This window comes from Olsenella profusa (assembly GCF_016900315.1).
In the GTDB taxonomy this organism is placed as follows: domain Bacteria; phylum Actinomycetota; class Coriobacteriia; order Coriobacteriales; family Atopobiaceae; genus Thermophilibacter; species Thermophilibacter profusus_A.
On record NZ_JACSNQ010000005.1, the window covers coordinates 48,584 to 68,815 of the forward strand.

A 20,232-nucleotide genomic window follows, 5' to 3' on the forward strand; every position below is an offset into this window, starting at 1 on the left:
CGGATACTGCGATCGAAAGATCGACGAAGACAGACTAGCGAAATTCGAGACCTGACACATGTCAGAGACGTCAATTTCAGCGAATCCGAGATCAGCGGGATCTTCGGTCTGGACGGACCGCCGAGAGAATCGATTGAGCGCCGGCTCACGCCGGCCCGATTTGAACGGAGAGTTCGATCCTGGCTCAGGATGAACGCTGGCGGCGCGCCTAACACATGCAAGTCGAACGGTTAAAGCACCTCCGGGTGTGCATAAAGTGGCGAACGGCTGAGTAACACGTGGGCAACCTGCCCCTCGCTCCGGGACAGCCTCGGGAAACCGTGGGTAATACCGGATACTCCGCAGCCCCCGCATGGGGGAGGCGGGAAAGCCCAGACGGCGAGGGATGGGCCCGCGGCCTGTTAGCTAGTTGGTGGGGCAACGGCCCACCAAGGCGATTATGGGTAGCTGGGTTGAGAGACCGACCAGCCAGATTGGGACTGAGACACGGCCCAGACTCCTACGGGAGGCAGCAGTGGGGAATCTTGCGCAATGGGCGAAAGCCTGACGCAGCGACGCCGCGTGCGGGACGAAGGCCTTCGGGTCGTAAACCGCTTTCAGCAGGGACGAGGGGGCAACCTGACGGTACCTGCAGAAGAAGCCCCGGCTAACTACGTGCCAGCAGCCGCGGTAATACGTAGGGGGCGAGCGTTATCCGGATTCATTGGGCGTAAAGCGCTCGTAGGCGGTCCGTTAGGTCGGGAGTCAAATCCGGGGGCTCAACCCCCGCCCGCTCCCGATACCGGCGGACTTGAGTTTGGTAGGGGAAGGCGGAATTCCAAGTGTAGCGGTGGAATGCGCAGATATTTGGAAGAACACCGGTGGCGAAGGCGGCCTTCTGGGCCACAACTGACGCTGAGGAGCGAAAGCTAGGGGAGCGAACAGGATTAGATACCCTGGTAGTCCTAGCCGTAAACGATGGACACTAGGTGTGGGGGGACCCTCCCTCCGTGCCGCAGCTAACGCATTAAGTGTCCCGCCTGGGGAGTACGGCCGCAAGGCTAAAACTCAAAGGAATTGACGGGGGCCCGCACAAGCAGCGGAGCATGTGGCTTAATTCGAAGCAACGCGAAGAACCTTACCAGGGCTTGACATCTAGGTGAAGCGGCGGAAACGCCGTGGCCGAGAGGAGCCTAGACAGGTGGTGCATGGCTGTCGTCAGCTCGTGTCGTGAGATGTTGGGTTAAGTCCCGCAACGAGCGCAACCCTCGTCGCATGTTGCCAGCGGTTCGGCCGGGCACCCATGCGAGACCGCCGGCGTCAAGCCGGAGGAAGGTGGGGATGACGTCAAGTCATCATGCCCCTTATGTCCTGGGCTGCACACGTGCTACAATGGCCGGCACAATGGGCTGCCACTGCGCGAGCAGGAGCGAATCCCCAAAGCCGGTCCCAGTTCGGATCGGAGGCTGCAACCCGCCTCCGTGAAGTCGGAGTTGCTAGTAATCGCGGATCAGCACGCCGCGGTGAATATGTTCCCGGGCCTTGTACACACCGCCCGTCACACCACCCGAGTCGATTGCACCCGAAGTCGTCGGCCCAACCTCGTGAGGGAGGCGCCGAAGGTGTGGTTGGTAAGGGGGGTGAAGTCGTAACAAGGTAGCCGTACCGGAAGGTGCGGCTGGATCACCTCCTTTCTAGGGAGAAGCCTCTTCCAGAGAGAACAGATGACAGGCGGACGTCCCGTCCGTTCCCGCTGAGCCTCTTCGTCGCGCCGCGAGGCGCGCAGTGTCCGGTCCCCGGGGGACTCCCCCGCCGTACCTTGAGAGCTGCATAGCGTGACGAAGATTCTTCTTCAAGATCGCATCTATACGATAAGTATGTTCGAGCCATCGAAGAGAAGATGGTAAGGGCAGACGGTGGATGCCTTGGCACAGGAAGCCGACGAAGGACGCGACAAGCTGCGATAAGCCGCGGTTAGGGGCACTTGCCCGCTCGACCCGCGGATCTCCGAATGGGAAAACCCGGCGGGAGTCATTTCCCGTCACCGGCGGCCGAACACATAGGCCGTGCGGGGGCAACCGGGGGAACTGAAACATCTAAGTACCCCGAGGAAGAGAAATCAATCGAGATTCCCCTAGTAGTGGCGAGCGAACGGGGACCTAGGACAAACCGGCGGCCGCTTCGGCGCCGCCGGGGTTGTAGGGCCACACATCGCGCAGTTACAAAACCGCGCGGAAGCGGAACGGCATGGGAAGGCCGGCGGGACAGGGTTAGAGCCCCGTACGCGAATCCGCGAGGACTGCCGTGTGGTCCCTGAGTACCGCCGGACACGTGAAACCCGGTGGGAAGCTGGGGGGTCCACCCTCCAATCCTAAATACTCTCCTGTGACCGATAGTGGACCAGTACCGTGAGGGAAAGGTGAAAAGCACCCCGGGAGGGGAGTGAAATAGTACCTGAAACCGTCTGCCTACAAGCAGTCGGAGCGGGCCTCGTGCCCGTGACGGCGTGCCTTTTGTAGAATGAGCCAGCGAGTTACGGCGCGTGGCGAGGTTAAGCCACGAAGCGAGCCGCAGCGAAAGCGAGTCCGAATGGGGCGAGCAGTCGCGCGCCGTAGACGCGAAGCCGGGTGAGCTATCCATGGGCAGGCTGAAGCGGGGGTAAGACCCCGTGGAGGGCCGAACCCACCTAGGTTGAAAACTGGGGGGATGACCTGTGGATAGGAGTGAAAGGCCTATCAAACCCGGAGATATCTCGTTCTCCCCGAAATAGCTTTAGGGCTAGCCTCGGACGTTTACCTGCGGGGGTAGAGCACTGAATGGACGCGGGGGCCTCACCGCCTACCAACTCCAATCAAACTCCGAATACCGCCGGTCCAGAGTCCGGGAGTCAGAACATGTGGGCTAAGCTGTGTGTTCGAAAGGGAAACAGCCCAGACCGCCCGCTAAGGCCCCCAAATCCATGCTAAGTGGCAAAGGATGTGCGTTTGCCTAGACAACCAGGATGTTGGCTTAGAAGCAGCCATTCATTTAAAGAGTGCGTAATAGCTCACTGGTCGAGTGGACATGCGCCGACAATACACGGGGCTAAGCATGGTGCCGAAGCGGCGGACTAGTCTTTTGACTAGTGGTAGGGGAGCTTTCCGTCTGGGGCGAAGCCGCGGGGCGACCCGCGGTGGACCGGCCGGAAGTGAGAATGCTGGCATGAGTAACGAGAGCGGCGTGGGAAACGCCGCCGCCGTAAACCCAAGGTTTCCTGGGCGAGGCTAATCCTCCCAGGGTCAGTCGGGAGCTAAGGCGAGGCCGGAAGGCGTAGCCGATGCACAGCAGGTTGACATTCCTGCACCCCCGAACGGGCGTCATCACCGATGGGGCGACGGAGAAGGGTAGCTGGACGGGGTTCTGGACGTCCCCGCGATGGCACGTAGGCCGGGCGGTAGTGAAACGCGCCGCCCGCGGAGGCTGAGGTGCCGGACGAAGCGACTGAGCGAAGCCAGTGAGCCCATGCTCCCAAGAAAACCCCCTAGGGAGCCCGCAGGGGCCCGTACCGCAAACCGACACAGGTGGGTGGGTAGAGCATACCAAGGCGATCGGGAGAACCATGGTTAAGGAACTCGGCAAAATCGCCCCGTAACTTCGGGAGAAGGGGCGCCGCCTCGGGTGGAGGGACTCGCTCCCCGAGCCCAGGGCGGCCACAGTAAATAGGCCCAAGCGACTGTTTATCAAAAACACAGGACTCTGCTGAAGTCGTAAGACGACGTATAGGGTCTGACGCCTGCCCGGTGCCGGAAGGTCACGAGGAGCCGTCAGCTTGCGCGAAGCGGCGAATCCAAGCCCCGGTAAACGGCGGCCGTAACTATAACGGTCCTAAGGTAGCGAAATTCCTTGTCGGGTAAGTTCCGACCTGCACGAAAGGCGTAACGATTTGGGCGCTGTCTCAACCATGGACCCGGTGAAATTGCACTAGTCGTGAAGATGCGACTTACCCGCGGAAGGACGGAAAGACCCCGTGAACCTTTACTGCAGCTTGACATTGGCTGCCGGTTCGCCGTGTAGAGGATAGGTGGGAGACGCTGAACCAGGGACGCCAGTCTCTGGGGAGTCGCCCTTGGAATACCACCCTCGGCGTTCTGGCATCCTAACCCGCGACCGTTATCCGGCGCGGGGACCGTGTCAGGTGGGTAGTTTGACTGGGGCGGTCGCCTCCTAAAGAGTCACGGAGGCGCACGTAAGGTCTGCTCAGGACGGTCGGCAACTGTCCCTTTGAGTGCAAGAGCATAAGCAGGCTTGACTGCGAGACGGACAGGTCGAGCAGATGGGAAACCAGGTTCTAGTGATCCGGCGGCTCAGCGTGGTATGGCCGTCGCTCAACGGATAAAAGGTACTCCGGGGATAACAGGCTGATCTTCCCCAAGAGTCCACATCGACGGGAAGGTTTGGCACCTCGATGTCGGCTCATCGCATCCTGGGGCTGGAGCAGGTCCCAAGGGTATGGCTGTTCGCCATTTAAAGCGGTACGCGAGCTGGGTTCAGAACGTCGTGAGACAGTTCGGTCCCTATCCTCCGTGGGCGCAGGAGAACTGAGGGAGGCTGCCCCTAGTACGAGAGGACCGGGGTGGACGGACCTCCGGTGTACGGGTTGTCGACCAACGGCACCGCCCGGTAGCTGAGTCCGGTTCGGATAACCGCTGAAAGCATCTAAGCGGGAAGCCAGTCCCGAGATGAGTTCTCCCTTCGGTAAGGCCACTCGTAGACTACGAGTTCGATAGGCCGCAGGTGCAAGCCCCGCGAGGGGTTGAGCCGAGCGGTACTAATCGGCCGAGCTCTTCTCTTCCTTTCAGGCGCTCGAGGCGGTCCTGGGGGAGGTCGACGTCACGCTGTGCGGCCCTGAGGGCACGGCGACGCGCCCCCGACAGCAGAATGCCCCTTGTTGGTCAGCGACCATGGCAGGGGAGGCACACCCGGTCCCATTCCGAACCCGGAAGTTAAGCCCCCGAGCGCCGATGGTACTGCGGAGTAGTCCGTGGGAGAGCAGGACGTCGCTGACCAACAAGGGGCATTTTCGCGTCGGGGGCGCGGGGCCGGATTATTTATTAACGCTGAGTCGCTCATATGACTTATTGCACCGATGATGCTTTTATCCTGTTCCGGTTTTCCTTTAGTTGGCCCTGACGCATGACCTTGTGTCTATCCAAATTGCTTCTCTGTTTGCTTGATACGAACCGCTTCCGTGCTTCGTTGCTGGTTGGGGCCACGAGGTCCCGGTTCGGTGTGGTCCTTTTGGCTGTGATTGCGCTAATTGATTTAGCGGGGCGATCGAGCGGACTTGCGACTCTCGGGAAGCTCGGTGCCATGCTCCAGGAGGCTTGCTTCCGCATCCAGTCTCGGTTGTGGGAAATTGCATTTTCACGAGGGTAAGCGTGGGGGCCGGTTCCGGCGTTTGCAACTAGGCATTGCTTGGATTTAGGCACATGTCCTCTCATGGCTGGGCAAAGGGCGCGGCGTAGCCCTTGATGCAGAACCATATGCTCGAACAGCTGACATCCTGTTGAGACCGTTATGTCGTACTTGGGATGCGTGCTGTCGTCACGGGAAGGCCCGTAAATCATAGCTACAGAACCCAACACATTTGTTTAAGCGGGGGCTTGAGCTACATGCGCTGCCCAAAGAGCAGGCAGCCACGAAGCGGATCGGGTGTGGGAGCGCATGACCACGTTGGCACTACAGATGCGGAGCGAGCGTCGACTGGAATAGTCGTCGCCGCTTCCCCTCGTCCCGCAGTTTTGTAGTCTATGTTCCTGGAGAGCGCCCCCAGCCCCGTTTGTGTAGGAATCGTGTAGGCCCCGATTCCCGGCCCCGCCGTCGCGGCGGGAGCGTATAGTTATTCCCCGCGCGCCGGAGCGGACGACCTCCGCGACCTGCGCGGGAGTACCTTGAGAACCGGATACTGCGATCGAAAGATCGACGAAGACAGACTAGCGAAATTCGAGACCTGACACATGTCAGAGACGTCAATTTCAGCGAATCCGAGATCAGCGGGATCTTCGGTCTGGACGGACCGCCGAGAGAATCGATTGAGCGCCGGCTCACGCCGGCCCGATTTGAACGGAGAGTTCGATCCTGGCTCAGGATGAACGCTGGCGGCGCGCCTAACACATGCAAGTCGAACGGTTAAAGCACCTCCGGGTGTGCATAAAGTGGCGAACGGCTGAGTAACACGTGGGCAACCTGCCCCTCGCTCCGGGACAGCCTCGGGAAACCGTGGGTAATACCGGATACTCCGCAGCCCCCGCATGGGGGAGGCGGGAAAGCCCAGACGGCGAGGGATGGGCCCGCGGCCTGTTAGCTAGTTGGTGGGGCAACGGCCCACCAAGGCGATTATGGGTAGCTGGGTTGAGAGACCGACCAGCCAGATTGGGACTGAGACACGGCCCAGACTCCTACGGGAGGCAGCAGTGGGGAATCTTGCGCAATGGGCGAAAGCCTGACGCAGCGACGCCGCGTGCGGGACGAAGGCCTTCGGGTCGTAAACCGCTTTCAGCAGGGACGAGGGGGCAACCTGACGGTACCTGCAGAAGAAGCCCCGGCTAACTACGTGCCAGCAGCCGCGGTAATACGTAGGGGGCGAGCGTTATCCGGATTCATTGGGCGTAAAGCGCTCGTAGGCGGTCCGTTAGGTCGGGAGTCAAATCCGGGGGCTCAACCCCCGCCCGCTCCCGATACCGGCGGACTTGAGTTTGGTAGGGGAAGGCGGAATTCCAAGTGTAGCGGTGGAATGCGCAGATATTTGGAAGAACACCGGTGGCGAAGGCGGCCTTCTGGGCCACAACTGACGCTGAGGAGCGAAAGCTAGGGGAGCGAACAGGATTAGATACCCTGGTAGTCCTAGCCGTAAACGATGGACACTAGGTGTGGGGGGACCCTCCCTCCGTGCCGCAGCTAACGCATTAAGTGTCCCGCCTGGGGAGTACGGCCGCAAGGCTAAAACTCAAAGGAATTGACGGGGGCCCGCACAAGCAGCGGAGCATGTGGCTTAATTCGAAGCAACGCGAAGAACCTTACCAGGGCTTGACATCTAGGTGAAGCGGCGGAAACGCCGTGGCCGAGAGGAGCCTAGACAGGTGGTGCATGGCTGTCGTCAGCTCGTGTCGTGAGATGTTGGGTTAAGTCCCGCAACGAGCGCAACCCTCGTCGCATGTTGCCAGCGGTTCGGCCGGGCACCCATGCGAGACCGCCGGCGTCAAGCCGGAGGAAGGTGGGGATGACGTCAAGTCATCATGCCCCTTATGTCCTGGGCTGCACACGTGCTACAATGGCCGGCACAATGGGCTGCCACTGCGCGAGCAGGAGCGAATCCCCAAAGCCGGTCCCAGTTCGGATCGGAGGCTGCAACCCGCCTCCGTGAAGTCGGAGTTGCTAGTAATCGCGGATCAGCACGCCGCGGTGAATATGTTCCCGGGCCTTGTACACACCGCCCGTCACACCACCCGAGTCGATTGCACCCGAAGTCGTCGGCCCAACCTCGTGAGGGAGGCGCCGAAGGTGTGGTTGGTAAGGGGGGTGAAGTCGTAACAAGGTAGCCGTACCGGAAGGTGCGGCTGGATCACCTCCTTTCTAGGGAGAAGCCTCTTCCAGAGAGAACAGATGACAGGCGGACGTCCCGTCCGTTCCCGCTGAGCCTCTTCGTCGCGCCGCGAGGCGCGCAGTGTCCGGTCCCCGGGGGACTCCCCCGCCGTACCTTGAGAGCTGCATAGCGTGACGAAGATTCTTCTTCAAGATCGCATCTATACGATAAGTATGTTCGAGCCATCGAAGAGAAGATGGTAAGGGCAGACGGTGGATGCCTTGGCACAGGAAGCCGACGAAGGACGCGACAAGCTGCGATAAGCCGCGGTTAGGGGCACTTGCCCGCTCGACCCGCGGATCTCCGAATGGGAAAACCCGGCGGGAGTCATTTCCCGTCACCGGCGGCCGAACACATAGGCCGTGCGGGGGCAACCGGGGGAACTGAAACATCTAAGTACCCCGAGGAAGAGAAATCAATCGAGATTCCCCTAGTAGTGGCGAGCGAACGGGGACCTAGGACAAACCGGCGGCCGCTTCGGCGCCGCCGGGGTTGTAGGGCCACACATCGCGCAGTTACAAAACCGCGCGGAAGCGGAACGGCATGGGAAGGCCGGCGGGACAGGGTTAGAGCCCCGTACGCGAATCCGCGAGGACTGCCGTGTGGTCCCTGAGTACCGCCGGACACGTGAAACCCGGTGGGAAGCTGGGGGGTCCACCCTCCAATCCTAAATACTCTCCTGTGACCGATAGTGGACCAGTACCGTGAGGGAAAGGTGAAAAGCACCCCGGGAGGGGAGTGAAATAGTACCTGAAACCGTCTGCCTACAAGCAGTCGGAGCGGGCCTCGTGCCCGTGACGGCGTGCCTTTTGTAGAATGAGCCAGCGAGTTACGGCGCGTGGCGAGGTTAAGCCACGAAGCGAGCCGCAGCGAAAGCGAGTCCGAATGGGGCGAGCAGTCGCGCGCCGTAGACGCGAAGCCGGGTGAGCTATCCATGGGCAGGCTGAAGCGGGGGTAAGACCCCGTGGAGGGCCGAACCCACCTAGGTTGAAAACTGGGGGGATGACCTGTGGATAGGAGTGAAAGGCCTATCAAACCCGGAGATATCTCGTTCTCCCCGAAATAGCTTTAGGGCTAGCCTCGGACGTTTACCTGCGGGGGTAGAGCACTGAATGGACGCGGGGGCCTCACCGCCTACCAACTCCAATCAAACTCCGAATACCGCCGGTCCAGAGTCCGGGAGTCAGAACATGTGGGCTAAGCTGTGTGTTCGAAAGGGAAACAGCCCAGACCGCCCGCTAAGGCCCCCAAATCCATGCTAAGTGGCAAAGGATGTGCGTTTGCCTAGACAACCAGGATGTTGGCTTAGAAGCAGCCATTCATTTAAAGAGTGCGTAATAGCTCACTGGTCGAGTGGACATGCGCCGACAATACACGGGGCTAAGCATGGTGCCGAAGCGGCGGACTAGTCTTTTGACTAGTGGTAGGGGAGCTTTCCGTCTGGGGCGAAGCCGCGGGGCGACCCGCGGTGGACCGGCCGGAAGTGAGAATGCTGGCATGAGTAACGAGAGCGGCGTGGGAAACGCCGCCGCCGTAAACCCAAGGTTTCCTGGGCGAGGCTAATCCTCCCAGGGTCAGTCGGGAGCTAAGGCGAGGCCGGAAGGCGTAGCCGATGCACAGCAGGTTGACATTCCTGCACCCCCGAACGGGCGTCATCACCGATGGGGCGACGGAGAAGGGTAGCTGGACGGGGTTCTGGACGTCCCCGCGATGGCACGTAGGCCGGGCGGTAGTGAAACGCGCCGCCCGCGGAGGCTGAGGTGCCGGACGAAGCGACTGAGCGAAGCCAGTGAGCCCATGCTCCCAAGAAAACCCCCTAGGGAGCCCGCAGGGGCCCGTACCGCAAACCGACACAGGTGGGTGGGTAGAGCATACCAAGGCGATCGGGAGAACCATGGTTAAGGAACTCGGCAAAATCGCCCCGTAACTTCGGGAGAAGGGGCGCCGCCTCGGGTGGAGGGACTCGCTCCCCGAGCCCAGGGCGGCCACAGTAAATAGGCCCAAGCGACTGTTTATCAAAAACACAGGACTCTGCTGAAGTCGTAAGACGACGTATAGGGTCTGACGCCTGCCCGGTGCCGGAAGGTCACGAGGAGCCGTCAGCTTGCGCGAAGCGGCGAATCCAAGCCCCGGTAAACGGCGGCCGTAACTATAACGGTCCTAAGGTAGCGAAATTCCTTGTCGGGTAAGTTCCGACCTGCACGAAAGGCGTAACGATTTGGGCGCTGTCTCAACCATGGACCCGGTGAAATTGCACTAGTCGTGAAGATGCGACTTACCCGCGGAAGGACGGAAAGACCCCGTGAACCTTTACTGCAGCTTGACATTGGCTGCCGGTTCGCCGTGTAGAGGATAGGTGGGAGACGCTGAACCAGGGACGCCAGTCTCTGGGGAGTCGCCCTTGGAATACCACCCTCGGCGTTCTGGCATCCTAACCCGCGACCGTTATCCGGCGCGGGGACCGTGTCAGGTGGGTAGTTTGACTGGGGCGGTCGCCTCCTAAAGAGTAACGGAGGCGCACGTAAGGTCTGCTCAGGACGGTCGGCAACCGTCCCTTTGAGTGCAAGAGCATAAGCAGGCTTGACTGCGAGACGGACAGGTCGAGCAGATGGGAAACCAGGTTCTAGTGATCCGGCGGCTCAGCGTGGTATGGCCGTCGCTCAACGGATAAAAGGTACTCCGGGGATAACAGGCTGATCTTCCCCAAGAGTCCACATCGACGGGAAGGTTTGGCACCTCGATGTCGGCTCATCGCATCCTGGGGCTGGAGCAGGTCCCAAGGGTATGGCTGTTCGCCATTTAAAGCGGTACGCGAGCTGGGTTCAGAACGTCGTGAGACAGTTCGGTCCCTATCCTCCGTGGGCGCAGGAGAACTGAGGGAGGCTGCCCCTAGTACGAGAGGACCGGGGTGGACGGACCTCCGGTGTACGGGTTGTCGACCAACGGCACCGCCCGGTAGCTGAGTCCGGTTCGGATAACCGCTGAAAGCATCTAAGCGGGAAGCCAGTCCCGAGATGAGTTCTCCCTTCGGTAAGGCCACTCGTAGACTACGAGTTCGATAGGCCGCAGGTGCAAGCCCCGCGAGGGGTTGAGCCGAGCGGTACTAATCGGCCGAGCTCTTCTCTTCCTTTCAGGCGCTCGAGGCGGTCCTGGGGGAGGTCGACGTCACGCTGTGCGGCCCTGAGGGCACGGCGACGCGCCCCCGACAGCAGAATGCCCCTTGTTGGTCAGCGACCATGGCAGGGGAGGCACACCCGGTCCCATTCCGAACCCGGAAGTTAAGCCCCCGAGCGCCGATGGTACTGCGGAGTAGTCCGTGGGAGAGCAGGACGTCGCTGACCAACAAGGGGCATTTTCGCGTCGGGGGCGCGGGGCCGGAACGGGACTGACGGTCTTGGGCCTAACTTGCGGATTTCTTACCGACTTCTCCAAAAATTTATCCAAACGGATACCAAATAACACGTGCCATACACTCGTTTAACTGGTACGTTGTTATTGGCTCGAGCTCATAACTGGAAGTAGTCTCGCAAAAAAGGTATCTGTATGGACGATAAACTTTTACCTGCTAACACGGATTGCTCTCATGATGAGGCTAAGTTACATTCGCCGTGGACCGAACATCTGGCATCTGCCTACGTTGCGCGCGATCTTTTTGATCTGAGTAGATCTGGAGCTTCGCGCCTGTTGGCAATATGCGTGGAGCCGGGCATGGGCTCTAGTGATGTGGTGGACGCTTTGCTACTCCTTTATGGCGGGCACAGACGCTCATGTCGTCGAAAAGATCTGACAGGTTCGACGCCTGACCGGGCGGCCCGTATAATTGCGCGCACTGCTCGCGAGCTCCCGGTCGAGGCCGGGCGACGCCTCGTCGTTTTTGAGAACGTCCCCTCCTCGGATGAGTCATGTGTCTCTCGCCAGGCTAGGGGCATCTATAAGCTTATTGAGTCTGGTGTCACGGTGCTACTGACCCTTTCTCCGGAGGCGCGCCAACTGCTCGAGGCCTTGCCGAGCTGTCACGTGGTCTGGCTGGGTGACCTCATTCGGACTCAGCTTGACCTGCTTAAAGATGTCCCGGGCTCTGATGCGCTTCGTCGTTGGTCGCGTGGCGTGCCAAGTCTGGTGAAACCTCTCCTTGCACGCGCCCCTGAGTCCGGAGGCTCGACTCTGCCGCAGTCATACTGGGAGGTGTTTAGCTCCCTTGCTGCCCTATCGGTTCGTCCATCGCTAAGCGATGAAGAGCTTCGTCTGCGCCTGTGCATGTATCTACTCGGCTGTGGCTCTTCGGATGATCTGCGTCGCGTGTTGGGGAGAGACTCCTTTGAGCTACTTGCCGGACTTCGGTCAATGACTCCAGTCTTCGGAATCTCAGCCGATCTGTCCTCTTTTGATTGCCTCTGCTCAGACAGGCCGTACGCGCTTTCTCTCATCCTTTCGAGGCTTTCGGCGCTGTGCGCCCTATTTCCGCGTGACGTCGAACTCGTCGAGCAGATTCTTGTTGAGCGAGGCGCCTTCGCTCGTTGCGCTGCCCTCCTGAGGATGGTCGGCGTCGGGGAGCACCCCGAGGCATTTCTGCCCCAACTGGCGGCCTTTCTTGACTATGGTGAGACCGAGCTTGCCCAAAAGATCGTTAAGGCGTGTCGGAATGATGAGGTTGTATCCGCAAAACTCGATGCATTGGGCGACGTTATCTCAGCGGTCGCTAATGAAGAGACGAGGGGTGGCCTGGAGACGGCCCGGACGGATGGGCTAAGCGACGATGCGTTCATGTTGCTCGACGCGCGGAGAGCGGCACAGGGTCTCCCGTTTGGCTGCGAAGGCGGGAGAGCCTTTGACTCCCCGCTCGCACGACGCCTGGTTGTCCATCGCAAGACATGTGACCTCATGATTGCGGGGCGGAGCGTGGAGGCGCTCGGGACACTGGTGTCAAACGGAGGAGACGAGGAGCCGACAACCGTTTCGGGCGCGCTTCTGGAGCTTGACCGTGAAATGGTTCGACTGCTCGTGGGCGACAGGGGCGATGAGAGAGCGGGACTGGTAAATCATGCTGAAGAGCTTCTCTCCCGGTCGTCGCTCGCCGGGCTCTCAAGTTACGTCTCAGTGGTCGAGGTGGTCCGTCGCACCATGAGAGGAGACGCGTGCGCGGGGGCAGAGGCGGCGTCGCTTGCGGCGCGGGCGGAACGCCGCGGAGACGTTGTCCCCCAGGTTATAGGGCTTATCGCGGGGTGTATCTGCGATTTGCGCACGAGCACGCTGACGCGCGCAAACGTCAAGGCGCTCCTCGCACAGAGCGTGGCAAAAAGGACGTCCCTCGCCTATCTTGCCCGCGTGGCGGAACTTTTGGGCGAGGTTGCGAGATATCAGCTTGGTGAGCGGATCGCCTCCCCCGATGCCGAGGTGGTGCATGACGATCTCTTTGCGGTGCACGCCTTTCTGCTTGAGGTGATGGGGACGGACGAGGAATCCCTCCAGAACGTGGAGACGGCCCGGGAGGTCCCGCGTGACGCGCTTTGGCTTCTCGGGATCCTCAGCCGGGGCATGGGAGAGTTCTCCGCGCTGGTGAAGGAGTGCATGCCGCCCGTCTGGAGAAGAGCGGCCAAGTCCTCGTTCCCGGACGTCCCCTCGTCTCCAGCACGTTCGGAGAGCGTGGAGGGGGCTTGCGGCACGATGAGCGAGGGCGTGAATTCGGCCGAGGGCTCCGTTCCGATTGAGATTCACCTGCTTGGGGGTTTCTCTGTCTGCGTGAGGGGCGTGCGCGTGCCCGACTGGAAGCTTGAGCAGCGGGGTGCTAAGTCGATGCTCGAGTATCTCGCTCTTCATCGAGGGGTCGCGAAGCGCTATCAGCTAGTGGAGCAGGTTTGGCCAGGCTGTGACTATACGACTGGCTTCAACCACGCCTATCAGGCAACAAGTGTGGTGCGTCGTGCCATAGGGGAGATAGAGACGGGCCTTGACCCCTTTGTGGCCGGACGTGCGAGTCGCGAGGTTGCCCTTGACATGGGAATTGTGGGGTGTGACGTCGACGCCTTCTGCTCCGCCGCCCGCGAAGCCTCGGACAGCACGGACCCTTCGCGTGCCCTCGAGATGGCGCGTCGTGCCGAAAGGCTCTATGTGGGCGACCTCTACCTACCCTCGGTCGATGCGACGGGATTTATCGCAAACGCACGCTCCGAGCTTCGTGACCTCTACGCAGACGCCATGGTGGCTGGGGGAGATGCTGCCTTGAGCCTCGGCAGGGAGAGGACGGCGATTCGCCTGGCCTCAAATGCGCTTGCGATAAACGACCTGCGAGAGGACGCGGTCATCATTCTTATAAGGGCGCTCAGGACAAGCGGGCGTGCCGTGGAGGCGGAGCAGCAGTATCGCCGCTATAGCGGGAGACTGTTGCGCGCCAATGGTCACGCATGCCCCTCGGAACGACTGAGGCGCCTGATGGGGGAGACCCCTGCGCCCCCTTCGACTGGGGGCCAGGCATAGCGCCGTATCTGTAACAGGGCGCAGCGGGTGGAGCAAGAGGGTGCGCTTTTGGTGAGAGCGTCGCTCGTGCTTCCTGCTGCGCCCGTCTACGGGTAGAGTGTTGAAGTTGGATGCTTAGGTGACATCAACGTGCGACGTCAGAGGGAGACACATGCCCAATTTTCTCTCCAAGCTCCTCTCAATGGGCTCTGATCGGGAGCTCAAGGAGTATGAGCGCATCACTGCCCAGGTCAACGAGCTCGAGCCACGCTTCCAGGCAATGTCTGACGAGGAGCTCAGCGGAATGACCGCAGTCTTCAGGGAGCGCTATGCCGGGGGCGAGACGCTTGACGAGCTTTTGCCTGAGGCGTTTGCGGCTGTGCGCGAGGCGTCACGTCGCACAACGGGCCTCCGCCACTTTGACGTTCAGATCATCGGTGGTATTGCGCTGCATCGCGGGACCATCGCCGAGATGAAGACGGGCGAGGGCAAGACGCTCGTTTCGACCCTCGCCGGTTACCTCAACGCCATCCCGGGCGAAGGCGTGCACATCGTCACCGTCAACGACTACCTTGCCAAGCGAGACAGCGAGTGGATGGGCAGAATCTACCGCTTTCTCGGCATGACCGTGGGCCTCATTCAAAACGGCATGCGCCTGCCGCTCAAGAAGCCTGCCTACGAGGCGGACGTCACCTACGGGACCAACTCCGAGTTTGGTTTTGACTATCTGCGCGACAACATGGTCACGCGCCCGAACATGCGCGTGCAGCGCGGGCATCACTACGCCATCGTCGACGAGGCAGACTCGATTCTCATCGATGAGGCGCGCACGCCGCTCATTATTTCCGGCGCGGGCACCAAGTCCGCAAGCACCTACAAGGACTTCGCTCGTGCGGTGCGTGGGCTGACCCCCGATGTTGACTTTGAGATGGACGAGGCAAAGCACACCATCGCGGCCACCGACGAGGGCCTCAAGAAGATAGAGGCTGCCCTGGGCAAGGACATCTACGGTGACGCTTCCGGCCAGCTCGTCAACCACCTTCAGCAGGCTCTCAAGGCCGAGTACATGTTCCATATCGACCAGCAGTACGTGAAGGTCGACGGCGAGATAAAGATCGTTGACGAGTTTACGGGCCGCATCATGGAGGGAAGGCGTTACTCCGAGGGTCTGCACCAGGCCATCGAGGCGAAAGAGGGCGTGGCCATTCGCGAGGAGAACCAGACGCTCGCCACCATCACGTTGCAGAACTACTTCCTCATGTACGACAAGCTCTCTGGCATGACGGGTACCGCCATGACCGAGGACGCCGAGTTCCGCGAGGTCTATCACATTCCGGTGCAGGTCATCCCTCCCAACAAGCCCGTCATCCGCGTCGACCACGACGACCTCGTGTACCGTACGGTGGATGCCAAGTTCAAGGCCGTGGCGGACGACGTGGCGGAGCGTCACGCGAAGGGCCAGCCATGCCTGGTGGGCACCGTCTCCATCGAGAACTCCGAGCGCCTCTCCCGCATCCTGGACAAGCGCGGCATCAAGCATAACGTCCTCAACGCGAAGTTCCATGAGCGCGAGGCGCAGATTGTGGCGCAGGCTGGCCGCGAGGGCGCTGTTACCATCGCCACCAACATGGCTGGCCGTGGCACGGACATCCTGCTGGGCGGCAATCCCGACCTCATTGCCGAGGACTATCTGCGCGAGGATGGCATCGACCCCAGCGAGGCGACCCCAGAGCAGCGCGCCGCCGCGCGCGCACGTGCCAAGGAGGTCTGTGACGTAGAGAAGGAGCGGGTTAAGGCAGCGGGCGGCCTGTGCGTCATCGGCACCGAGCGTCATGAGAGCCGTCGTATCGACAACCAGCTGCGCGGCCGTTCCGGCCGTCAGGGCGACCCCGGCGAGACCCAGTTCTACCTTTCGCTCGAGGATGACCTCATGCGCCTATTCGGCGGGGACCGCATGGACAAGATCGCTGCCCTGATGCAGCGCTACCAGATGCCGGACGACATGCCTATCCAGGCAAAGCTCGTCACCAAGGCCGTCGAGAGCGCCCAGCGCAAGGTGGAGGAGGTCAACTTCGCCATGCGCAAGAACGTTCTCGACTACGATAACGTCATGAACACGCAGCGCCAGGTCATCTACGAGGAGCGTAACAAGATTCTCGATGGCAAGGACCTCATGGCACGCGTGGGGGAGGTCACCCTCGAGACCGTCCAGCGCGAGGTGAGCGAGTACTGCCCCGAGGGCAAGAAGCACCCTGAGTGGGACCTTCACGGCCTCACCCGTTGGCTCGAGGACCTCACGGGCCGCAAGGACGTGCCCCAGATTGAGGAAGGCGTGTCCGAAAGCGATGTCATCGAGACGGTAAACGCCTATGTAGAGCGTTGCTTCACCGAGAAGGCCGAGCGTATCGGCGCCGAGCCCATGCACGCACTGGCCGCACAGGTCATGCTGCGTGTCATCGATACGCGCTGGATGGCCTATCTTCAGGAGATGGACTACCTCAAGACGGGCATTGGCCTGCGTGGCTTTGGTCAGCGTGACCCGCTTGTGGAATACAAGAGCGAGGCCTACGCCGCCTTCTCCATGCTTGTCAGCACCATGTACGAGGACTTCCTGCGCATTATCCTGCGTATCGAGCTTGCGCCGCAGCCTACGGCTCAGAAGGCATCTGTGGAGACGGAGCCCGAGGAGCTGCGCGGCGCCCAGTACTCTGGTCCAGCTGAGGTCGATGGCGACCAGGGCGGCCGAGGAGTGGTTGCTCGGGCACGCGCCGCCGTTCCGGGAGGGGCGTCTCCACAGGGTGCCAACCCCGGGGCCGGGAAGCCCCAGACCTATCGCAAGTCGGAGGATCCCGACCCCTACGTCGGCGTGGGGCGCAATGATCCCTGCCCCTGCGGCAGCGGCAAGAAGTTCAAGAACTGCCACGGCAGGAACAGGTAGATGGCGGCCCTTGCAAGGCCTGACCTCGGCGCGCTCTCTGCGCGTCTTGCCGAGGTCGAGGGGTACCTTCACATCGAGGAGAAGCGCGGTAAGGTCGCGGAGCTTGAGGCCAAGAGCGCCGAGCCGGGCTTTTGGGACAACGCGGAGGCAGCGCGCGAGGTGATGGCCCGTCTCGCCGCCGCCCGTGACGACGTGAGCGGTATTGACACGGCCCACGAGCGCCTTGACGACGCAAGGGCCGCCCTCGAGCTCGCCGACGAGACGGGCGACGAGGACCTGCTCGCCGAGGCCGCCACCCTCGCCTCCAAGCTGGAGGGAGACCTCTCCGAGCTGGAGCTCTCAAGCTGGTTCACCGACGACCTCGACCACGGCGACGCCATCGTCACGGTGACGCCTGGCCAGGGCGGACTTGAGGCGCAGGACTGGTGTGAGATGCTCTTCCGCATGTACCTGCGCTACTGCGACCGGCGCGGGTGGAAGGTCACCGTCAACGACGCCCCGGCGGCCGAGGTGATTGGCATCGACCGCGCCACCTTTACGGTGAGCGGCAAGAACGCCTACGGGATGCTCCGTGCCGAGCAGGGCGTGCACCGTCTGGTGCGCATCTCGCCGACCGATGACAAGAAGCGCCGACAGACCACGTTTGCCGGCGTTGAGGTGCTGCCGGTGCTGCCGGATGATGTCGAGGTCGAGATTGACCCCAATGACCTGCGTATCGACGTGTATCACGCGTCGGGCCACGGCGGGCAGGGCGTCAACACCACCGACTCCGCTGTCCGCATCACGCACCTACCTACGGGAACGGTCGTGACCTGCCAGAACGAGCGAAGCCAGCTTCAGAACAAGGCCTTCGCCATGAAGATCCTCAAGAGCCGCCTCTACGAGATGGAGCTGCAGAAGCGCGCCGCGGAGCTCGACGAGCTGCGCGGACCCAAGCACGAAATTGGCTTTGGCAACCAGATCAGGAGCTACGTGCTCTATCCCTATCAGCTCGTCAAGGACCTGAGGACGGGCGTCGAGACGGGCAACGTTGAGTCCGTGCTCGAGGACGGCGACCTGGACAAGTTCGTCGTGGGATACCACCGCTGGGTGGTTGGGGGCGGGGAGGCCTCGTGAGCCGCGTCCCGTGGCGCACCGTCGTCCGCGACGCCGTCCTTATCGTCCTGGGCTCCTTCGTCTTTGCGGTAGGCGTGGACTGCTTCGAGATTCCCTACGGCCTGGCGGCCGGCGGGGTGACGGGCCTTGCCACGGTCTTCTCGGCCATTGCAAGCAACATGGGCGTCACCCTGCCCGTCGGTCTGCAGACCATCGCTATGAACGCCCTGCTCCTGCTGCTGGTCATCCGCTCGGGAGACCGTGGCTACATCGCACGTACCGTGGCCGGGATCATTGCCTGCGGCGTCCTCACTGACGTGCTCGTCCCATTCCTGCCCGTTCTAGGCGGCGAGAACGACCTCCTGCTGTGCGCCCTCTGGGGCGGCGTCGTCACGGGCGTGGGGCTGGGCCTGGTGTTTCGCACCGGCGGCAATACGGGTGGGACGGACATCCTCGCCCAGATCCTCGCGCGGCGCCTTGCGATGCCGGTCGGCGTTGCGGTCATTGTGGTTGACGGCGTCATCATCGCCTTCTCGGCGACGGTTTTCTCGGTTGAGCAGGCGCTGTATGCGGCAGTGGCGATGTTCATCAGCGGCAAGGTCATCGACGCGGTGGTCGACGGCCTCCGCGCAGAACGCGCCGCCTACATTATCTCGGAGCGTCACGAGCAGATCGCCGCGGAGATCCTCTATACGCTCAACCGCGGGTGCACCGAGCTGCAAGCCCGTGGCGTCTGGAGCGGGAACTCCCGCCCGGTGCTCTTCTGCGTGCTCGGCCGCTCGGAGAGCGTGCGGCTCAAGCAGATCGTCGCCGCATGCGACCCTGAGGCCATCGTGGTGATCTCCGAGGTGCACGAGGTCTTTGGCGAGGGCTTCCGCCAGATAGAGGGCTAAGCGCGCGGGACGGGGGTGCTGTCCTCGGCCATGAGGCTCGGGTCCACGCGGACGATGTCTCCCACGCCAAAGGCACGAAGCTTTGCCACCTGCGAGTCCGTGGCGCCGGTGTCGGTAATCAGCAGGTCAACCTCGTCAATGGAGCCAAACTGGAAGCTTGCCGTGAGCCCGAGCTTTGACGAGTTGGCCACCACCACGTGACGCTTTGAGCGCTCCAGCATGAGGGCGTTTATCGCCGGCTCGGGTGCGGTGGCAGAGGTGAGGCCGTAGTTGGCCGAGATCCCAGTTACTCCCAGAAAGCACTTGGTGGCGGTGACGTGCCTGATGTAGTTCAGGGCCACCTCACCGGTGAGCGACGAGCGGGGCGGTCGAACCTCGCCGCCGGTGAGCAGCACGGAGACGTTGGGCCTCTCCTCGAGCATGAGGGCCTTACCGTTGTTGGTGATGACCGTGACGTCCTGGGCCGTGATGAAGTCGATGATGCCGAGCGCCGTCGAGCTGGTGTTGATGAAGATGCAGTCGCCGTCCTCGACGTTGCGGGCCGCCTCGCGGGCGATGGCGCGGTTGGCGCGCACCTGACGGGAGCCGGATGGTCGGCCCAGGGGGTTGAGCAGCTTCGCGGAGCCGTACTGGCGCGAGACGATCTGGCGCGCCTCGAGGTAGTCAAGGTCACGCCTGATGGTGAGTGGGGAGACCCCGAACCTCTCGGCGAGCTCGGCCACGCTGACCTCGCCTCGGCTCTCCAGCAGGGCGATGATGGCGTCGCGTCGTGAGGCGACGTAGGCCTTGCTTCGCTTCATGCTGCCCCTCCGCTCGCTGACGCGAACCCTTTGCCTGTCCCTACTTTATATGATTGCCGGGCATTTATCCAATTATAAAACATTCATAAATTGAGTTCGAACAAACAATAACAAATGAGCAATAGTACGAAAAATATCTAATTAATAAATTATCATTAAATATGAGTGAGGCAATCATAAAAAGAAAACAACAAGTTCGAATAGAGGCATCTAAACACCACCGGTGCGCGCCGCATCATCGACGAGACGCGCGCCGCGCTGTAGGAGGTACTTTGCTTGCCTTGTGAAACGTGACCGTTCGCGGCCTCTCGGCGGGAGGCGGGAGGCCGCGCGTGTATGGTAGGGTTGTCCGGTCTCCGTACGTTGAGCAATCTGAATAAGTAGTTCAGAACGTTCATGTAATGTTTATGAAGTTGCCCTAAACATTCAAAAGAAACGTTCAATAAGCTCTCT

General features: G+C 61.5%; 5 protein-coding genes and 6 rRNA genes. 10 read left to right on the forward strand and 1 reads right to left on the reverse strand.

Features of this window, described 5'->3' with window-relative positions; translation table 11 throughout:
• The first annotated feature begins 161 nt into the window (after positions 1–161).
• From H9X80_RS03990 to H9X80_RS04035, 10 genes are all read left to right on the forward strand, one after another.
• Positions 162–1,673: ribosomal RNA gene (locus H9X80_RS03990) — 16S ribosomal RNA — on the forward strand.
• 199 nt (positions 1,674–1,872) lie between these two features.
• Positions 1,873–4,810, forward strand: a 23S ribosomal RNA gene (locus H9X80_RS03995).
• 99 nt (positions 4,811–4,909) lie between these two features.
• Positions 4,910–5,024 (forward strand): 5S ribosomal RNA (gene rrf, locus H9X80_RS04000).
• A gap of 1,054 nt (positions 5,025–6,078) precedes the next feature.
• Positions 6,079–7,590: ribosomal RNA gene (locus H9X80_RS04005) — 16S ribosomal RNA — on the forward strand.
• 199 nt (positions 7,591–7,789) lie between these two features.
• Positions 7,790–10,727, forward strand: a 23S ribosomal RNA gene (locus H9X80_RS04010).
• Positions 10,728–10,826: 99 nt separating this feature from the next.
• Positions 10,827–10,941, forward strand: a 5S ribosomal RNA gene (rrf, locus tag H9X80_RS04015).
• The 16S, 23S and 5S rRNA genes sit together here, the layout of an rRNA operon.
• A gap of 1,003 nt (positions 10,942–11,944) precedes the next feature.
• Entirely contained in the window at positions 11,945–14,074 is a 2,130-nt protein-coding gene (locus tag H9X80_RS04020; protein ID WP_204793056.1) for an AfsR/SARP family transcriptional regulator, read from the forward strand.
• A gap of 151 nt (positions 14,075–14,225) precedes the next feature.
• Complete coding sequence (gene secA / locus H9X80_RS04025) at positions 14,226–16,991, forward strand: preprotein translocase subunit SecA (RefSeq protein ID WP_204793057.1); 2,766 nt, start codon at positions 14,226–14,228, stop codon at positions 16,989–16,991.
• On the forward strand, positions 16,992–18,107 hold the full coding sequence (gene prfB / locus H9X80_RS04030; RefSeq protein ID WP_204793058.1) for a peptide chain release factor 2: 1,116 nt from the start codon (positions 16,992–16,994) through the stop codon (positions 18,105–18,107). It begins immediately after the preceding gene.
• Entirely contained in the window at positions 18,104–18,979 is an 876-nt protein-coding gene (locus H9X80_RS04035; protein ID WP_204793059.1) for a YitT family protein, read from the forward strand. The genes prfB and H9X80_RS04035 overlap by 4 nt, the downstream gene beginning before the upstream one ends.
• Here H9X80_RS04035 and H9X80_RS04040 read toward each other — a convergent pair.
• A complete protein-coding gene (locus tag H9X80_RS04040) occupies positions 18,976–19,779 on the reverse strand; it encodes a DeoR/GlpR family DNA-binding transcription regulator (protein WP_204793060.1) in 804 nt (267 codons plus the stop codon). The genes H9X80_RS04035 and H9X80_RS04040 overlap by 4 nt on opposite strands.
• Positions 19,780–20,232 lie beyond the last annotated feature (453 nt).